Annotated in this window: 15 protein-coding genes; 10 read left to right on the forward strand and 5 right to left on the reverse strand. The window is 71.2% G+C overall.

Annotated elements, in window-relative coordinates; translation table 11 throughout:
* The first annotated feature begins 33 nt into the window (after positions 1 to 33).
* Together radA and ACJ7VY_RS05180 are read left to right on the forward strand one after the other, a co-directional pair.
* Entirely contained in the window at positions 34 to 1410 is a 1377-nt protein-coding gene (radA, locus tag ACJ7VY_RS05175; RefSeq protein WP_104938370.1) for a DNA repair protein RadA, read from the forward strand.
* A gap of 51 nt (positions 1411 to 1461) precedes the next feature.
* On the forward strand, positions 1462 to 1926 hold the full coding sequence (locus ACJ7VY_RS05180; RefSeq protein ID WP_409476504.1) for a hypothetical protein: 465 nt from the start codon (positions 1462 to 1464) through the stop codon (positions 1924 to 1926).
* A gap of 27 nt (positions 1927 to 1953) precedes the next feature.
* Here ACJ7VY_RS05180 and ACJ7VY_RS05185 read toward each other — a convergent pair whose 3' ends face one another.
* Positions 1954 to 2748, reverse strand: a complete 795-nt coding sequence (locus ACJ7VY_RS05185; RefSeq protein WP_409476505.1) for an inner membrane protein YpjD — start codon at positions 2746 to 2748, stop codon at positions 1954 to 1956.
* A gap of 118 nt (positions 2749 to 2866) precedes the next feature.
* On the opposite strand from ACJ7VY_RS05185, the gene ffh reads away from it, so the two are divergent.
* The 7 genes from ffh to rplS all read left to right on the forward strand — a co-directional run bounded on the left by ffh (position 2867) and on the right by rplS (position 8497).
* Positions 2867 to 4246, forward strand: a complete 1380-nt coding sequence (gene ffh / locus ACJ7VY_RS05190) for a signal recognition particle protein (RefSeq protein ID WP_409476506.1) — start codon at positions 2867 to 2869, stop codon at positions 4244 to 4246.
* A gap of 137 nt (positions 4247 to 4383) precedes the next feature.
* Positions 4384 to 5454: an NAD(P)H-dependent flavin oxidoreductase gene (locus ACJ7VY_RS05195; protein WP_409476507.1), complete on the forward strand. Its 1071-nt coding sequence runs from the start codon at positions 4384 to 4386 to the stop codon at positions 5452 to 5454.
* A complete protein-coding gene (locus ACJ7VY_RS05200) occupies positions 5451 to 6245 on the forward strand; it encodes an aminotransferase class IV family protein (protein ID WP_409476508.1) in 795 nt (264 codons plus the stop codon). Before ACJ7VY_RS05195 ends, ACJ7VY_RS05200 begins: the two co-directional genes overlap by 4 nt.
* A gap of 112 nt (positions 6246 to 6357) precedes the next feature.
* On the forward strand, positions 6358 to 6618 hold the full coding sequence (gene rpsP / locus ACJ7VY_RS05205; RefSeq protein ID WP_054664242.1) for a 30S ribosomal protein S16: 261 nt from the start codon (positions 6358 to 6360) through the stop codon (positions 6616 to 6618).
* Between the two features lie 38 nt (positions 6619 to 6656).
* Positions 6657 to 7172 (forward strand): ribosome maturation factor RimM, encoded by a 516-nt coding sequence (gene rimM / locus ACJ7VY_RS05210; RefSeq protein WP_104938375.1) that lies wholly within the window; start codon positions 6657 to 6659, stop codon positions 7170 to 7172.
* Between the two features lie 5 nt (positions 7173 to 7177).
* The gene (gene trmD, locus ACJ7VY_RS05215; RefSeq protein ID WP_104938376.1) at positions 7178 to 7957 is read left to right on the forward strand and encodes a tRNA (guanosine(37)-N1)-methyltransferase TrmD; all 780 of its coding nucleotides are present in this window, start codon (positions 7178 to 7180) and stop codon (positions 7955 to 7957) included.
* A 132-nt stretch (positions 7958 to 8089) separates the two neighbouring features.
* Positions 8090 to 8497: a 50S ribosomal protein L19 gene (gene rplS, locus ACJ7VY_RS05220; RefSeq protein ID WP_054664251.1), complete on the forward strand. Its 408-nt coding sequence runs from the start codon at positions 8090 to 8092 to the stop codon at positions 8495 to 8497.
* A 386-nt stretch (positions 8498 to 8883) separates the two neighbouring features.
* Here the strand turns inward: rplS and ACJ7VY_RS05225 are convergent, their stop codons facing one another.
* The 4 genes from ACJ7VY_RS05225 to ACJ7VY_RS05240 are packed head-to-tail and all read right to left on the reverse strand — an operon-like array spanning position 8884 to position 13131.
* On the reverse strand, positions 8884 to 9660 hold the full coding sequence (locus ACJ7VY_RS05225; RefSeq protein WP_409476509.1) for a DeoR family transcriptional regulator: 777 nt from the start codon (positions 9658 to 9660) through the stop codon (positions 8884 to 8886).
* A 34-nt stretch (positions 9661 to 9694) separates the two neighbouring features.
* On the reverse strand, positions 9695 to 11029 hold the full coding sequence (locus ACJ7VY_RS05230; RefSeq protein WP_240211587.1) for a D-tagatose-bisphosphate aldolase, class II, non-catalytic subunit: 1335 nt from the start codon (positions 11027 to 11029) through the stop codon (positions 9695 to 9697).
* Positions 11030 to 11045: 16 nt separating this feature from the next.
* Entirely contained in the window at positions 11046 to 11984 is a 939-nt protein-coding gene (locus ACJ7VY_RS05235; protein WP_313229494.1) for an ROK family protein, read from the reverse strand.
* On the reverse strand, positions 11977 to 13131 hold the full coding sequence (locus ACJ7VY_RS05240; protein WP_104938379.1) for an SIS domain-containing protein: 1155 nt from the start codon (positions 13129 to 13131) through the stop codon (positions 11977 to 11979). Before ACJ7VY_RS05240 ends, ACJ7VY_RS05235 begins: the two co-directional genes overlap by 8 nt.
* A 313-nt stretch (positions 13132 to 13444) precedes the next feature.
* On the opposite strand from ACJ7VY_RS05240, the gene ACJ7VY_RS05245 reads away from it, so the two are divergent.
* Complete coding sequence (locus ACJ7VY_RS05245; RefSeq protein WP_409476510.1) at positions 13445 to 16807, forward strand: TIM-barrel domain-containing protein; 3363 nt, start codon at positions 13445 to 13447, stop codon at positions 16805 to 16807.
* The last annotated feature ends 63 nt before the right edge of the window (positions 16808 to 16870 follow it).

Raw genomic sequence — 16870 nt, forward strand, 5'->3', positions numbered from 1 at the left:
TATCCTGTGCGCGCATCCACTCGAGGACCCCCGATGGCGAAGAACCGCACCGCCTATGTCTGCAGCGAATGCGGCGCCGAATACAGCAAGTGGCAGGGCCAGTGCACCGAATGCGGCGCCTGGAACGTGCTCGGCGAGGTCGTGCTGGAGAGCGCGGCCGCGGTGAAGGCGCCGGCCGCGCGTCGTGGCGGCTGGGCCGGCAAGGTCGAATCGCCGAAGATCACCGCGCTCAAGGACGTGCGCCAGAGCGAGCACGCGCGGGTGTCCACCGGCATCGGCGAGTTCGACCGGGTGCTGGGCGGCGGCCTGGTCGAGGGCGCGGTGGTGCTGGTCGGCGGCGACCCGGGCATCGGCAAGTCGACCCTGTTGCTGCAGGCGCTGGCGAAAATGGCCGGCACCCTGCCGGTGCTGTACGTGACCGGCGAGGAATCGCTGGCGCAGGTGGCCGGGCGCGCGGTGCGCCTGGACCTGCCGCTGGACGGCCTGGACGCATTGGCCGAGACCGGCATCGAACTGATCCTGCAGCATGCCGCCGCGGCGCGCCCGAAGCTGATCGTTGCCGACTCGGTGCAGACCCTGTGGACCGAGACGCTCACCGCCGCGCCCGGCTCGGTCAGCCAGGTGCGCGAGAGCGCCGCGCGGCTGGTGCGCTTCGCCAAGGAGACCGGCACCGCGGTGTTCCTGGTCGGCCATGTCACCAAGGAGGGCGGCATCGCCGGCCCGCGGGTGCTGGAGCACATGGTCGACGCGGTGCTGTATTTCGAGGGCGAAAGCGGCAGTCGCTTCCGCGTGCTGCGCGCGTTCAAGAACCGCTTCGGCGCGGTCAACGAACTGGGCGTGTTCGCCATGGGCGAGAAGGGCCTGAAGGAAGTGCCCAACCCCTCGGCGATCTTCCTGTCCGGCGGCAGCACCCGCCAGCCCGGCAGCTGCGTGATGGTCACCCGCGAGGGCACCCGGCCGCTGCTGGTGGAGGTCCAGGCGCTGGTCGATTCCTCGCCGCTGTCCAACCCGCGCCGGGTCGCGGTGGGGCTGGAGCAGAACCGGCTGGCGATGCTGCTGGCGGTGCTGCACCGCCATGGCGGGGTGATGGTCGGCGACCAGGACGTGTTCATCAACGTGGTCGGCGGCATCCGCGTGCAGGAGACCGCGGTCGACCTGCCGGTGCTGCTGGCGGTGCTGTCGTCGCTGCGCGACCAGCCGCTGGCGGACAAGACCATCGCTTTCGGCGAGGTCGGCCTGTCCGGCGAGATCCGGCCGGTGCCCAACGGCGAGGAGCGCCTGCGCGAGGCGGCCACGCATGGTTTCAAGCGCGCCATCGTGCCCCGTGCCAATGCGCCCAAGGCCGGGTCGGTGAAGGGCATGGAAGTGATCGCGGTCGAGCGCCTGGCCGAAGCGATCGAGGCGGCCTGAGTGGCGCGCGCTGGATCGGTGATGCGCCGCCGGGACAGGGCATCGATGCACATGGCCCGGGCCATGACCGGCGTCGGGTTGCTGGGGCTGCTGCTGGCGCCGGTGGCGCAGGCCGCACCCGCCTGCGCGGCGCCGCTGGCGGTGGCGCGGGCGTTGTTCCAGGCCGGGACGTCCGCGCGCTTCCTCGACACGCCCGATGCCCTGCTGGCCCCGGGATTCGCACGGCTGATCGCGGCCGAGCGCGATTGCCAGCAGCGCGAGCAGGGCATCTGCCGGCTCGACCATGACCCGTGGCTGGACGGGCAGGATGGCGAGGTGGATGCCGGACCCGGCTACCAGTGGGTGGCGCGGTCGCCGGCAGCCGGAACGGTGGAAGTGCGTTTTGCGGTATGGGGCGAGCCGCGCCTGGCGCGGTTGGTGATGCGCCGCCAGGCCGATGGCTGCTGGCGGGCCGAAGACCTGATCACCGATCGCGGGCAATCCCTGCGCGCGCTGCTGGTGCGGCCGTTTCCCTGAGTCGCCGGCGCGGCGCCGGGGCGTGGGTCAGCGCGCGTGCCCGAACACCAGTTCGATCACGAACTGGCTGCCGAAGAAGGCCAGCAACAGCAGCACCATCGCGCTGAGCGTCCAGTGCACCGCCTTCACCCCGCGCCAGCCATGCCGGCGGCGGCCGATCATCAGCGTGCCGAACACCAGCCACGACAGCACGCTGAGCACGGTCTTGTGCACCAGCTTCTGCGCCAGCAGGTCGTCCACGAACAGCACCCCGGTGACCAGGGTCAGGGTCAGCAGGCAGAAACCGACGGTGATGGTGCGGAACAGCAGCGTTTCCAGGTCGTTCAACGGCGGCAGGGCGCGCAGCCACGGCCGGAAATCACGCCGGCGCAGCGCCCGTTCCTGCAGCCACAGCATGATCGCCAGCAGCGCGGCGATGCTCAGCGTCGCGTAGGCCAGCAGCGCCAGCCAGGCGTGGGTGGCCAGGCGCCAGCCCAGCACCCGGCTCGGTTCATGGCCATAGCCGTGGTAGGCCAGCAGCAACAGCGCGGCCATCGGGAACACCAGTACCCCCAGCGCCGCCATGCGCCCGCGCGCGCCCACCACGGTGGTAAGCGAGGCCATGCCCAGCGCCACCAGCGACAGTGCGGCGAAGAAATGCATGTCCGGCCCGCCACTGGTGCGCATCGCCACCAGCAGGTGGTAGCTGGCGTGCAGCACCACCGCCGCGGACGCCGGCCACAGCCAGCTGCGCGAGCCGCTGGCGCGTTCGGCGGCCAGGCCATGGACGAGCAGGCCGGTGGACAGCAGGTAGAGCGCGGTCGCGATGAGAACGATTGTCATCGCCACAGTTTCGCACACGCGCCCGCCGCTGGCGATGCGCGCGGCGCCAGGGCGGCGGCAAGCGCCGGCGGCCGCTATAATTTAGCTTCTTTGCCAACGTTCCCGCAGGTTGCACCGCATGTTCGAGTCCCTGACCCAGCGCCTTTCCGGCACCATCGAGCGCCTGCGCGGCCGTGGCCGCCTGACCGAGGAGAACATCCGCGAGGCGACCCGCGAGGTGCGCATCGCGCTGCTGGAGGCCGATGTCGCGCTGCCGGTGGTGCAGGCGCTGATCGAGAAGATCAAGGTGCGCGCGGTCGGCCAGGAGGTGCTCAAGTCGCTGACCCCGGGCCAGGCGCTGATCAAGGTCGTGCGCGACGAACTCACCGCGGTGATGGGCTCGCAGGCCACCGACCTGAACCTCAATGTACCGGCGCCGGCGATCATCCTGATGGCCGGCCTGCAGGGCGCGGGCAAGACCACCACGGTCGGCAAGCTCGCCAAGCACCTGAAGGAAAAGCGCAAGAAGAAGGTGATGGTGGTCTCGGCCGACGTCTACCGCCCGGCCGCGATCGAGCAGCTGAAGACGCTGGCCGAGCAGGTCGGCGTGCTGTTCTTCCCGTCGTCGGCCGCACAGAAGCCGGTGGACATCGTGCGCGCGGCCATCGACGACGCCCGCAGGTCGTTCGTCGACGTGCTGCTGGTCGATACCGCCGGCCGCCTGGCCATCGACGAAGCGATGATGGCCGAGATCAAGGCCCTGCACGCGGCGGTCAACCCGGCCGAAACCCTGTTCGTGGTCGATTCGATGACCGGCCAGGACGCGGCCAACACCGCCAAGGCGTTCGGCGAGGCGCTGCCGCTGACCGGCGTGGTGCTGACCAAGACCGACGGCGACGCCCGCGGCGGCGCCGCGCTGAGCGTGCGCTACATCACCGGCAAGCCGATCAAGTTCACCGGCACCGGCGAAAAGGTCGATGGCCTGGACGTGTTCCATCCCGAGCGCGTGGCCAGCCGCATCCTGGATATGGGCGACGTGCTGTCGCTGGTGGAGCAGGTCGAGCAGCAGGTCGACAAGGACAAGGCGCAGAAGCTGGCCGAGAAGGTCGCCAAGGGCAAGAAGTTCGACCTCAACGACATGCGCGACCAGCTCGAACAGATGCAGAACATGGGCGGCATCGGCGGGCTGATGGACAAGCTGCCGGGGCTGGGGCAGATCCCCGAGCACCTCAAGCAGCAGGTGCAGCAGAGCAAGGAAGTGCCGCGCATGATCGCCATCATCAACTCGATGACCAAGAAGGAGCGGCGCAACCCGGGCCTGCTCAACGGCTCGCGCCGCGCCCGCATCGCCCGCGGCTCCGGCACCCAGCCGGCCGACGTCAACAAGCTGATGAAGCAGTACATGCAGATGGAAAAGATGATGGGCAAGCTGTCCGGCGGCGGCATGAAGGGCATGCTGCGCAACATGAAGGGCATGCTCGGCGCGATGGGCGGCAAGGGCGGGCTGCCGTTCCGCTGAGCCGCGCAGGCGCCGGTGGCGGCGCTTGCGCGGGTGCGGCCGAACCCGGCACCCGCCATCGCGTCGCCGTCGGGCGGGCCACCGTTGGCGGCGCCGCACGGCTCGGCGATGATGGCGGCTCCCGGTTGGAGTGCGGCATGAACCCGGACATCCGTCAACGCACCGAGCGTTTCTGCCGGCGTTTCGGCCTCGAACTGCCGGTGCTGCTGGCGCCGATGGCCGGCAGCTGCCCGGTGGCCCTGTCCGCCGCCGTGGCCAATGCCGGCGGCATGGGCGCGATGGGCGCGGTGCTGTCCACGCCGGAACAGATCGGGCAGTGGATGGACGACTTCCGCCGGCAGTCGCGCGGCCCGGCCCAGGTCAACGTCTGGGTGCCGGACCCGGCGCCGGTGCGCGATGCCGCCGCCGAGGCCGCGACCCGCGCCTTCCTCGAGCGCTGGGGGCCGGCGGTGCCGGCCAGCGCCGGCGATGCCGGCCCGGCCGATTTCGACGCGCAGTTCGACGCCCTGGTCGCGGCGCGGCCGGCGGTGGCCTCGACCATCATGGGCGTGTTCTCCGCCGCGCAGGCCGCAAGGCTGAAGGCCGCCGGCATTGCCTGGTTGGCCTGTGCCACCACGCTGGACGAGGCGTTGCAGGCGCAGGCCGCCGGCGCCGACGCGGTGGTCGCGCAGGGGATGGAGGCCGGTGGCCACCGCGGCGCGTTCGTGGACGCGCGCGCCGAGGCACAGATGAGCGGCCTGTTCGCGCTGCTGCCGCGCCTGGCCGACCGGCTCGAGGTGCCGGTGATCGCGGCGGGCGGCATCGGCGACGGTCGCGGCGTGGCCGCGGCGCTGCTGCTGGGCGCCAGCGCGGTGCAGGTGGGCACGGCGTTGCTGGCCGCCGACGAATCCACGATCGCCGAGGCCTGGAAACAGGCGCTGCCCGGGGCGGAACCGGAACATACCCGCGCCACCCGCGCTTTCAGCGGCCGCCTGGGCCGCGCGCTGGACACCGCCTACGTGCGCGCTGCCGAGGCCGCCGATGCGCCACCGCCGCGGCCGTACCCGGTGCAGCGCGGGCTCACCGCCGGCATGCGCCGGCAGGCCCAGGCCGACGACCGCCTGGACGCGATGCAGGCCTGGGCCGGGCAGTCGGCGTGGATGGCGCGGCGCGGCCCCGCCGCCGGCTTGGTGCAGGGGATGTGGCAGCAGGCGCAGGCGCTGCTGTGACGGCCGTGTCCTGCAATGGCCAACCGGTCGATGCCGGGCTGCTCGACGCGGCCCTGGTCAACTATGGGCATTTCACTTCGCTGCAGGTGCGCGACGGCGCGGTCCAGGGCTGGGCGCTGCACCTGCGGCGCCTGCAGCAGGGCACGCGCGAACTGTTCGACGCCGAACTGGACGAAGCGCGCCTGCTGGGCTGGCTGCGCCAGGCGCTGCAACGCAGCGGCATGACGGACGCCTCGCTGCGCATCACCGTGTTCTCGCGCGCGTTCGACTTCCGCCAGCCGTTGCGGGCGGTGCCGGTGGACGTGCTGGCAAGCGTCGCGGCGCCGGCCACGGTGCCCGCCGACGCCCGCGCGGTGCTGCCGGTGCGCTACCAGCGCGACTCGCCGCAGCTCAAGCACGTCGGCACCTTCCCGTTGTTCCGGCAGCGGCGCCTGGCCATGCGCCAGGGCTTCGACGATGCGCTGTTCGTCGATGCGGCCGGGCGGGTCAGCGAGGGCAGTACCTGGAACATCGCCTTCCTGGCTGGCGAAGAGGTGGTGTGGCCGCAGGCGGCAGCGCTGCGCGGCACCGCCGAACAACTGCTGGTGGCCGGACTGCAACGGCTGGGGCGGGCGCAGGCGTGGCGCGAGGTGCCGCTGGAGGCCCTGCCGGGCTTCTCCGGGGCCGTGGCCTGCAACGCCACCGGGCTGTGGCCGCTGGCGCGCGTCGGCGACTGCCGGTTCGCGGAGTCGGCGGCATTGCTGGAACGGCTGCGGCAGGCGCTGGCGCAGGAATCCTGGCGGCCGCTCTGAACCGGCCCGTTCAGGCAGGGCAGGGGGCGGGCTTGGAATGGGCCGGGGGCGCGGCTATAATCGCCGGCTTACCGCGCCATCCTGGCGACTGGGCTACAAAGGAAAAACCACCATGGTCAAGATTCGACTGACCCGCGGCGGCGCCAAGAAGCGTCCGTTCTACCACATCATCGTCACCGACGTCCGTAGCGCCCGCGACGGCCGCAACATCGAGCGCGTCGGCTACTACAACCCGGTCGCCCAGGGCGCCGAGCAGCGCGTGGTGCTGGACATCGCCGCGGTCGACAAGTGGGTCGCCAACGGCGCCCAGCTGACCGACAAGGTTCGCAACCTGTACAAGGAAGCGACCAAGGCCCAGGCCGCAGCGGCCTGATCCTGGCGGGCCGCGCGCAAGCGCGGCCCGACTGCTTTATGAAGAAAGATTCCGAGCGCCGGATCCTGCTGGGCAGGGTGACCGGCGCTTTTGGTGTGCGCGGCGAGCTCAAGCTCGAGTCCTGGACCGAGCCGCGGCTGGCCATCTTCAACTATCAGCCCTGGATCCTGCGCAGCCCCTCGGGGCAGGAGTCGCAGATCTCCGGCGTGCGTGGCCGCGAGGCCGGCAAGACGCTGGTGGCGACCTTCCCCGGGGTGGACGACCGCAACGTGGTCGAGGCCATGCGCGGCACCGAGATCCATATCCCGCGCAGCGCGCTGCCGCCGCCGAAGCCGGACGAGTATTACTGGGTCGACCTGGAAGGCCTGGACGTGCGGACCGTGGACGGCGTCAGCCTGGGCCGCGCCTCGCACCTGTTCAATACCGGCGCCAACGACGTGCTGGTGGTGCGTGGCGACCGCGAGCGCATGGTGCCGTTCGTGATGGACGACTTCGTCAAGTCGGTCGACTTCGACGCCAACCTGATCGTGGTCGACTGGGACCCGGAGTTCTGAGCCCGGTGCGCATCGACGTCATCACCCTGTTCCCGGAGTTCATCGCGCAGTCGGCCGCGCTGGGCGTGGTCGGCCGCGCCCGGGAGCGCGGCCTGCTCGACCTGCACGGCTGGAACCCGCGCGACCATGCCGAGGGCAACTACCGCCGCGTGGACGACCGCCCGTTCGGCGGCGGCCCGGGGATGGTGATGCTGATCGAGCCGCTGCGCGCGGCGCTGGCCGCCGCCCGTGCCGCCGACCCGGCCCCGGCGCCGCTGATCTACCTGAGCCCGCAGGGCCGGCCGCTGACCCAGGCCCGGGTGCGTGAACTGGCGGCGCTGCCGCGGATGATCCTGCTGTGCGGCCGCTACGAGGGCGTGGACGAGCGCTTCCTGGCCGCCGAGGTGGACGAGGAAATCTCCCTGGGCGACTACGTGCTGTCCGGCGGCGAGCTGGGCGCGGCGGTCATCATCGACGCGGTGACCCGGCTGCAGGAGGGGGCGCTGAACGACGCCGAATCCGCGGTCCAGGACAGTTTCGAGGGCGACGGCCTGCTGGACTGCCCGCACTACAGCCAGCCGGCCAGTCACGCGCTGGGCGACGTGCCGGAGGTGCTGCGCTCGGGCAACCATGCCGCGATCGCGCGCTGGCGCCGGCAGCAGTCGCTGCTGCGCACCGCCCTGCGCCGTCCCGACCTGCTGGACGAGGCCCGCCTGGGCAAGGCCGACCGCAGGCTGCTGGACGAGGCGCGGCAGGCCCTCGCCGGCGAAGGTGATGCCCCCACTGGCGCCGGCGGCGGCGCATAGGCTAGAATTGCGGATTCCCATGGCCCCCGGGCCCTGCGGACCGCCAGAACAACAATCGTGCAGCGCAATCCGGCGACTGCATCAGCCCAAGTTGTCGAAACGACACGTCCACCCGAATACATCGGTGCAATCATGAGCAAGCTGAACAAATCCATCGTCGCGGACTTCGAATCCGCCCAGATCACCCGCGAACTGCCGAAGTTCAGCCAGGGCGACACCGTTGTCGTCAACGTCAAGGTCAAGGAAGGCAACCGCGAGCGCGTGCAGGCCTACGAAGGCGTCGTGATCGGCACCAAGAACGCCGGCCTGAACTCCTCGTTCACCGTGCGCAAGATCTCGCACGGCTACGGCGTCGAGCGCGTGTTCCAGACCCACAGCGCGCTGATCGACTCGGTCGAAGTCAAGCGCCGCGGCAAGGTCCGTGCCGGCAAGCTGTACTACCTGCGTGGCCTGGAAGGCAAGGCCGCCCGCATCAAGGAAGACCTGGCCGCCGCTGCGCAGGCCAAGGCTGCCCGCCAGGCCGCCAAGTCCGCCGAGTAATTCCCGCCGCGCGGGCCGCGTGCCCGCCGTCGCGCAACGGCCGCCTCCGGGCGGCCGTTTGCGTTTGCGCCTTCCACGCGGGGGAAGTGCGGCATCCAACGACGGCGCACCTGCGCTGCGGCGCCTCGGGCGTGGAGACGCCGGTTGCTTGCGGTTGCGGGTGCAGGTGCCCGGATGAGGGCACGGCGAAGCCGCACGGCATGTCTGCCGCTCGTGTTTCGCGTAACGCGCGGGGCGGTGCGGTTGCCGCCGCGCCGCCGGGGAGGGGGTTGCGGCACGACGGGTTCCCGCGTGCGCCGCCCGGGTTCTGGGCCACGCCTGCGGCGCGCAGCCGCGCGTTGCCGATCCGGGTGAGTACCGGGTTGCGGGGGCCGTCCGGTTCCGGCCTATGCCGCCGCTTCGGCGACCACGACCTCGATGCCGCGGCGCTGCAGCCCCTCACGGGTGGCCTCGTCGATGCCGGCGTCGGTGATCACCACGTGGATCTGGTCCAGGTAGGCGATGCGGTGCAGGCTGACGCGGCCGAACTTGGAGGCGTCGGTCAGCACCACGATGCGCCGCGCGCGCTCGACCATGCGGTGGTTCAGGCGTGCCTCGGCCTCGTCGTGGGTGGTCAGCCCGAACTGCAGGTCCAGCCCGTCCACGCCGAGGAACAGGGTGTCGAAGCTGTAGGGGTTGAGGCTGGCCTCGGCCTGGCTGCCCTGCAGCGACAGCGACTGCTTGCGCAGCTGGCCGCCGGTGAGCAGCACGTTGACGCCGGTGGCGTTGGCCAGCTCCCAGGCGATGTTCAGGCCGTTGGTCATCACCGTCACGTCGCGGTGCCCGCGCAGGTGGCGGGCCAGGGTCATGGTGGTCGAGCCGGAGTCGATGATGATGTTGTCGCCGGGCTGCACCAGCTGCGCGGCGCGCGCGCCGATGGACTCCTTGAGCGGCAGGTTCAGCGCATCCTTTTCGTGGATGTCCTGTTCCTCGGGCGGGGTGCGCACCAGGGTGGCGCCGCCATGGGTGCGGGTGGCCAGGCCCTGCTCCTCGAAATGGCCCAGGTCGGTACGGATGGTCACTGCCGACACTGCGTAGCGCGCGACCAGTTCGGCGACCTGCACCGAGCCCTGCTCGATCAGTTGCTGCAGGATCTGCTGGCGGCGGGAGCGGGTGTTGCGCATGGCCATTGCGTGCTTTCTCCGGGAAAGGGCGAGCTTAGCCGTTCGCAAGGTTTGCCGGGGCGGAACTTGCGTTGTGCCTGCGCGGGCCGGCGCTGTTGGCGGCGCAGGCGCGCGCGTACGCGTCCAGGCACAGGCCGATGCGGTGCCGCACCAGCGCGTCGGGCGTGTTCGCCAGGCTGCCCTCGCGCACCGCGCGGAACTGCTCCGGCAGGTATTGGCTGAGCAGTGGCAGCGGCGGCGCGTGCCGCTCCAGGTTGGCGAACAGCGTGCGTACCGCCTCGCGCAGCGCCGGCTCGCCCCAGTAGTAGCGGCAGCGGTCGCTGAAGGCGAACGCGCGCAGCCGCCGCAGCGTGTCCGCGTCGCCGTGGTAGTGCGCCTGCCAGTGCCGGGGCTGCGCGGTCATTACCTCTTCCAGCACCTGCGGCAGCCGCGAGCATTGCGCCGCCGGCAGCAGCTCGGCTTCGATCGCCGCCAGCGCGAACAGCGCCTCGCGGTAGGCGAAGGTCGCGGCCGGGCCGACCTTGAGGATGGCGAAATGGTCGCGCACCAGCGCGTGCAGGCCGCTCTCGCGCTGGTAGTCGGTGGAGTGCGCCTCGAACACGATGCGCGGCTGCCGCTCCAGGAACGCGGCCAGCGCGTCCGCGGCGGCCGGGTCGTAGTCGTGCACACTGCTGTGGTCGAAGTCCACGCCCGGCTGCACCACCATCGCGATCACCCGCTGCCAGGCGTCGCGCAGGTGCGGGGTGTCGAACGCCTGGCGGTGGATTTCCAGCGTCTGCGCGGCCGCGGCCGGCGTGGTCACCTGCAGGCCCCCGGCCAGCGAGGCTTCGCCACCGGGAACCGGCACCTCTGTGCCGATCACGTAGACCGGCGGCGGCAGGCCGTGTTCGGCGGCGGTGCGCTCGGCGATGGCGGCCAGCTCGGCCGAGCGCGCGGCGACGATGGCGTCCGGCAGCGGCACCGGATCGTCGGCGCAGGACATGCTGCAATCGAGGTGGATCTTGTGGAAGCCGGCGGCGACGTAGGCTTCGATCAGCACGCGCGCATGGGTCATCGCTTCGGCGGCCGGGCGCTTCTGCCAGGCATTCGGGCCGAGGTGGTCACCGCCCAGGATCAACCGCTCGCGCGGGAAGCCTTCCCCATCGGCCAGCGCGCACACGTAATCGCGGTACTGCGCCGGGGTCATGCCGGTGTAGCCGCCGAACTGGTCGACCTGGTTGGAGGTGGCTTCGACCAGCAGCACGGTGGCGTGGCGCGCGGCCACGTCCAGCGCCGCGCGCAGCACCTGTTCATGGCTGCAGCAGACGCTGTACAGGCCGACGTTGTGGCCGGCGCGATGCGCGGCGAGCAGGGATTGCAGCGGGGACATGTACCAACTCCCGGGGTCAGGAAAAAGTGGGCTGGCAGGCGAGCAGGGCGGCGCCACGCGCGCCACCGGCATCGCCGAAGCGGGGCGGCACGATCGGCGGCACCTGCACGCCGGCGAAAAGGTGCGCGGCGATCGCCGCCGGCAGCTGCTGGTACAGCGGCGCGTACTGCGACAGGCCGCCGCCGAGCACGATCACATGCGGGTCCAGCGCCAGTACCAGCGCCGCCAGGCTGTGACCGAGCAGGTCGCGGTGGATGTCCAGCGCCTGCCGCGCGCGCGCGTCGCCGGCCGCGGCCAGGGCGATGACGTCGCTGGCGTTGCCGGCGCTGCCGCCGAGGTGGCGCTCGATCATCGCCACGCCGCTGCCGGAGACATAGCGCTCCACGCAGCCGCGCAGGCCGCAGCCGCAGTCGAGCAGCGGCAGGCCGTGGCGCTGCAGCAGGTTGGCGGGCACGCTCCAGTGGCCCCATTCGCCGGCCAGGCCGTTGAAGCCGCCGATCAGCCGGCCCTGCACGCAGTAGCCGCCGCCGGCACCGGTGCCGAGGATCGCGCCGAACATGCTGGGGTAGCCATCGGCGGCCCCGCCATGCGCTTCGGACAGTGCGAAGCACTGCAGGTCATTGCCGAAATGCAGGGGACGCTGCAGCAGCGCCTGCAGGTCGCGGGCGACGTACTGGCCGGTGAGGGCCGGTACGTTGGCACTGAGCTGACGGCCGCTGGCGCGCTCGCGCACCCCGGGCAGGGCGATGCCGATGGCCCGTGCGCCCCGGCCCAGTGCCGCATCGGCATCGGCGACCAGTTGCTGGACGGCCAGCAGGAAGCCGGCATAGTCGCCCTGCGGGGTGGCGATGCGCTTGCGCCAGGCCACCTGCAGCGCCGCATCGCACGCCACCAGTTCGATCTTGGTGCCGCCGATATCGATGCCGTAGCAGGCGTTGGCGATGGACTCAGCCATGGTGGATGGTGACGCCCTTGACCACGCGGTTGACGGTGCCGTCGGGGAACGGGTTGTCCGGCGTCAGCCCCAGCGCGGCCGAGCGGCGCAGCGCGTAGAGCTGGGCGAACGGCAGCCACGCCGGCGCCAGCCAGGCATCGGCCAGCGCCGGCACCTGCAGGGTGAAGTCGTCGCCGGCGCCGATGTCCGAATGCGGGCCGAGCGACAGCACCCTGCCGGCCACGCCGTCGCCGCGCAGTTCTTCCAGCAGGTCCTGCTCGTAGCGGCGCGCCAGCGGTTGCACGCTGCGCAGCATCACCACCAGGGTGCGCGGGTCGAGGGTGGATTTGGGGCCATGGCGGAAGCCCAGCGGGGTGTTGGCCATCGCCAGCACGCGGCCGGCGGTGAGCTCCAGCACCTTCAGCGCGGCTTCGCGCGCCAGTGCCTCCAGCGGGCCGCTGGCCAGGTAGATCACCCGCTCGAACGGCTGCGTGGCGAGCGCGGCCACCGGCGCGTCCCATGCGCGCAGGCCCTGCCGCGCCAGCGCGGCGACCTGGCCGATGCGCGCGCCGCGTTCGTTCCATGGGGCGCGCTCGAACACCGCCAGCGCCGCCAGCAGCATGCAGCTCAGGCTGCTGGTCATGGCGAAGGCGCGGTCGCAGCTGGCCGCCGGCATCAGCAGGGTGCAGGTGTCGGCGCGGCCGGCGCCACGCCGCGCCAGTTCGCCGTCCGCATTGCAGGTGATATCCAGGAAACAGGCATCGTCCACGTCGGCACGCACGCGCTCGACCGCGGCCACGCTTTCCGGGCTCGAGCCGCTGCGCCCGAAGGACACCAGCAGGGTCGGGCGTTCGCGCTGCAGATACAGCGCCGGATGGGTCAGCAGGCTGGTGGTATGCACCGCGCGCACGTCCGCCGGCCACTGCGCGTTGATGTGGTCGGCGACCATCTCGGCGATGAAGCCAGAGCTGCCGGCGCCGGTGAACAGCACGCGCTGCGCCGGGTCGGACAGGCGCTGGCCGAGGAACGCCTGCAGGCGTTCGCGGTCGCGCCCCAGGTCTGCGGCCAGGGCGTCCCACAACGCCGGCTGCTGGGCGATTTCGGCGGCGGTATCGGCTCCGCCCAGGCGCTGCCAGGCGGATAGATCGGTAAGCAGGGTGGCGTCCATTCTTGGTTCCTGTTGGGCCAGCGCACGATCTGCTTTTTCTTTCGAAATGTCAAACATCGAAAGAAAAAGGAAAGATAACTTTCGGCGCACGAGCCTGTGCGGGTCATGACGCCGAACGAAAGTTCTGTGCGCCCTATCTTTCGTTGCCGCGATACGGCAGGTGAATGCCGATAAAGAAAGTGCTGCTTTGCACAAACTTTCGATTTATCAAAAAATTCTTATCTTTTGCTTTCATTTTGTTGACATCTTTCGAATTGCTGCCCTAGAGTCGGCGCAACGTCATCGGATGCCCGATCGGGCCTGGGGAGCAAGGGTGCACAACCGCGTACGACGTCTGCCACTGCCGGTGGCGCTGCTTTCCGTCCTGCTGCTGCCGGCGCTGCCGGCGCAGGCTGAGCCGGTGGGCAACCTGCGCGCGGTCAGCGCCGGCGATGGCCGCGACGGCGTGCGTGGCTGGGACCTGCTCACCGACACCGGCACGCGCGTGCGCATCGAACTGCCGGCCGCCGATATCGTCCGCGTGCAGGCCGGGCGCAAGGGCAGGCTGAGTGGTGCCGGCGACAAGGCCGCGCCCATCGTGCTGCCGCAGCCCACGGCCGGCGTGCAGGCGCAACTGGAACAGGACGCGCAGGAAATCCGCGTGCGCACCGATGCCCTGGTGCTGCACGTGCAGCGGCAGCCGCTGCGGCTGCGCCTGGAGCGGCTGGACGCTGGCCGGCCCACCGCCCTGTGGCAGGAAGTGCAGCCGCTGGACCTGGATGCCGCGCAGAGCGTGCAGGTGCTGTCCTCGCAGGCCGACGAGGCGTTCTTCGGCGGCGGCCAGCAGAACGGCCGCTTCCAGTTCAAGGGCCGCGAGCTGGAGATTTCCTATTCCGGCGGCTGGGAGGAGGGCGACCGCCCCAGTCCGGCGCCGATGCTGCTCAGCTCGCGCGGCTGGGGCATGCTGCGCAACACCTGGAGCGATGGCAGCTACGACCTGCGCCAGCCCGACCAGGCCACGCTGCTGCACCGCGAGGACCGCTTCGACGCCTACTACTTCGTCGGCGCCGACCTGCCGCGGCTGATCGAGCGCTACACGCAGCTGACCGGCCGCCCGAACATGGTCGCGCGCTGGGCGCTGTCCTACGGCGATGCCGACTGCTACAACGACGGCGACAACGTCAAGAAGCCCGGCAGCGTGCCCGAAGGCTGGAGCGATGGCCCCACCGGGACCACGCCGGACGTGGTCGACAGCGTCGCCAGGCAGTACCGCGAGCACGACATGCCCGGCGGCTGGATCCTGCCCAACGACGGTTACGGCTGCGGCTACAAACAACTGCCCGAGACCGTGCAGGGGCTGGCGAAGTACGGCTTCAGGACCGGCCTGTGGACCGAGAACGGGGTGGACAAGATCGCCTGGGAAGTGGGCAAGGCCGGCAGCCGCGTGCAGAAGCTGGACGTGGCCTGGACCGGCCAGGGCTACCAGTTCGCGATGGACGCCAACCGCCAGGCGTTCAACGGCATCCTCGACAATTCCGACTCGCGCCCGTTCCTGTGGACGGTGATGGGCTGGGCCGGGATCCAGCGCTACGCCGTGGCCTGGACCGGCGACCAGAGCAGCAGCTGGGACTACATCCGCTGGCATGTGCCGACCCTGGTCGGCTCGGGCCTGTCCGGCATGGCCTACGCCAGCGGCGACGTCGACGCGATCTTCGGCGGCAGCGCCGAGACCTTCACCCGCGACCTGCAGTGGAAGGCGTTCACCCCGGTGCTGATGGGCATGTCGGGCTGGTCGTCCAACGCGCGCAAGCACCCGTGGTGGTTCGACGAACCCTATCGCTCGATCAACCGCGACTACCTCAAGCTGAAGATGCGCCTGACCCCGTACATGTACGGGCTGGTGCACGAGGCCGCGCAGACCGGCGCGCCGCCGGTGCGCGGGCTGATGTGGGACTACCCACGCGATCCGCACGCGCGCGACGAAACCTACAAGTACCAGTTCCTGCTCGGCCGCGACCTGCTGGTGGCGCCGGTGTACCGCAGCCAGGCCGCCAGCCGTGGCTGGCGCCGCGACATCCACCTGCCGGCCGGCGGCTGGATCGACTACTGGGACGGCCGCCGCGTGCAGGCCGGCGCCGACGGCCGCCAGCTCGACCGCCAGGTGGACCTGGCGACGCTGCCGGTGTTCGTGCGCGCCGGCGCGATCCTGCCGATGTACCCGGCCATGCTGTTCGACGGCGAGAAGCCGCTGGATGAGGTGACCTTCGACCTGTATCCGCAGGGCGATTCTCAGTACACCCTGTACGAGGACGACGGCAACACGCGCCGCTACCAGCAGGGCGAATCGAGCACCCAGCAGATCCGCGTGCAGGCGCCGGCGCAGGGCAGTGGCCCGGTGCAGGTGCGCATCGAGGCGGTGCAGGGCGAATACCGCGGCCAGCTGGCGCAGCGCCGCTACGGCCTGCGCGTGCTCAACCGGCAGGCACCGGCCGCGGTGCGGCTGGACGGCCGCGCGCTGCCCGCGCTCGCCGATGCCACCGCTTTCGATGCGGCCGGCGAAGGCTGGTACTTCGACGCCGGCGAGCGCCGCGGCACCCTGCACGTGCGCACCGCGGCGGTGGACATCCGCCAGCCGCTGCAGCTGCAGCTGGACTTCCCGGTGGCCGCCGCGGCAGCCGACGACGCGTTCCCGGCCGCCCCGGAACAGGGTCGGGCGCTGCCGCCGGACAGCCTGCTGGTGGTCAACCGCCCGGCCGAGGAAAACGGCTACCCGCTGGAGAACGCCTTCGACGACGATCCGGCCACCTGGTTCCGCACCGTGCGCAACCAGGCCATCCGCACCGGCGCCCACGAATGGGTGATCGGCTTCGGCGAGCGCAGGATGATCGACGGCATCGAACTGGCGCCGCGCAACGACCAGCACTGGAAGCACGGCCAGGTACGCGACTACGAGGTCTACCTGGCCGACAGCAACGGCGAATGGGGCGAGCCGGTCGCACGCGGCCGCCTGCCGCTGAAAGAAGGCCTGCAGCGCATCGATTTCCCGGCCCATGCCGGCCGTCTGCTGCGCTTCCGCGTGCTGGGCGTGCAGAACCCGGACGGCGACGGTGCCGCGGCCAGCGACCCGATGGTCAGCGCCGCGCAGGGCGCCACGGCACGCGCCGTCGATGCGCTGCGGCCGCGCGACGTCGGTCCGATCGCACTGTCCACTTTCCGCATCCTCGAGCAACGCCGACCGGAGCGGCCGGCACGGCAGCAATACCTCTCCCGGCTGCCGCTGCCGGCCGCGCTGGCCGGCCAGGTGCGGGCCGACCGCGCGTTCCGCGGCGATGCCGGCATGCGCATGAACGGCCTGCAGTTCCGCAGCGGGCTGGGCGTGGGTGCCGACAGCCGCATCGACCTGGCACTCACCGGCCACTGGCAGCTGCTGCGCGCCGACCTCGGCATCGACGATGCCTGCCGCGCCGCCGGCGGCCTGCAGTTCCAGGTCTGGGGCGATGGCCGCCTGCTCTACGACAGTGGCCTGGTGAAGGCGCCCGGCGTGGTCAAGCCGGAGCTGGACATCCGCGGCCTGTCCGCGCTGAGCCTGCGCACGCTGGGTGCGCAGGGCAGCCAACCCACCCAGGTCTGTGGCAACTGGGCCAATGCCGTGCTGATCGGCGAGGAGGGCGACTCCGCCGAACTCGTCGCCCCATGACCCCCGCGTAACACCGCTGCTCCCCCAACACACCGCCCACGGCCGTCGCGGCCGTGGAACGGG

The sequence above is a fragment of the Stenotrophomonas sp. Y-13 genome (genome assembly GCF_046267925.1).
Lineage (GTDB): Bacteria > Pseudomonadota > Gammaproteobacteria > Xanthomonadales > Xanthomonadaceae > Stenotrophomonas > Stenotrophomonas acidaminiphila_A.

Coding starts and splice junctions, on each gene's coding strand:
- ffh (WP_409476506.1), top strand. CDS start 2,867: ATGTTCGAGTCCCTGACCCAGCGCCTTTCCGGCACCATCGAGCGCCTG.
- ACJ7VY_RS05240 (WP_104938379.1), bottom strand. CDS start 13,131: ATGGACGCCACCCTGCTTACCGATCTATCCGCCTGGCAGCGCCTGGGC.
- rplS (WP_054664251.1), top strand. CDS start 8,090: ATGAGCAAGCTGAACAAATCCATCGTCGCGGACTTCGAATCCGCCCAG.
- ACJ7VY_RS05195 (WP_409476507.1), top strand. CDS start 4,384: ATGAACCCGGACATCCGTCAACGCACCGAGCGTTTCTGCCGGCGTTTC.
- ACJ7VY_RS05185 (WP_409476505.1), bottom strand. CDS start 2,748: ATGACAATCGTTCTCATCGCGACCGCGCTCTACCTGCTGTCCACCGGC.
- rpsP (WP_054664242.1), top strand. CDS start 6,358: ATGGTCAAGATTCGACTGACCCGCGGCGGCGCCAAGAAGCGTCCGTTC.
- ACJ7VY_RS05235 (WP_313229494.1), bottom strand. CDS start 11,984: ATGGCTGAGTCCATCGCCAACGCCTGCTACGGCATCGATATCGGCGGC.
- ACJ7VY_RS05225 (WP_409476509.1), bottom strand. CDS start 9,660: ATGCGCAACACCCGCTCCCGCCGCCAGCAGATCCTGCAGCAACTGATC.
- ACJ7VY_RS05180 (WP_409476504.1), top strand. CDS start 1,462: ATGGCCCGGGCCATGACCGGCGTCGGGTTGCTGGGGCTGCTGCTGGCG.
- rimM (WP_104938375.1), top strand. CDS start 6,657: ATGAAGAAAGATTCCGAGCGCCGGATCCTGCTGGGCAGGGTGACCGGC.
- ACJ7VY_RS05230 (WP_240211587.1), bottom strand. CDS start 11,029: ATGTCCCCGCTGCAATCCCTGCTCGCCGCGCATCGCGCCGGCCACAAC.
- radA (WP_104938370.1), top strand. CDS start 34: ATGGCGAAGAACCGCACCGCCTATGTCTGCAGCGAATGCGGCGCCGAA.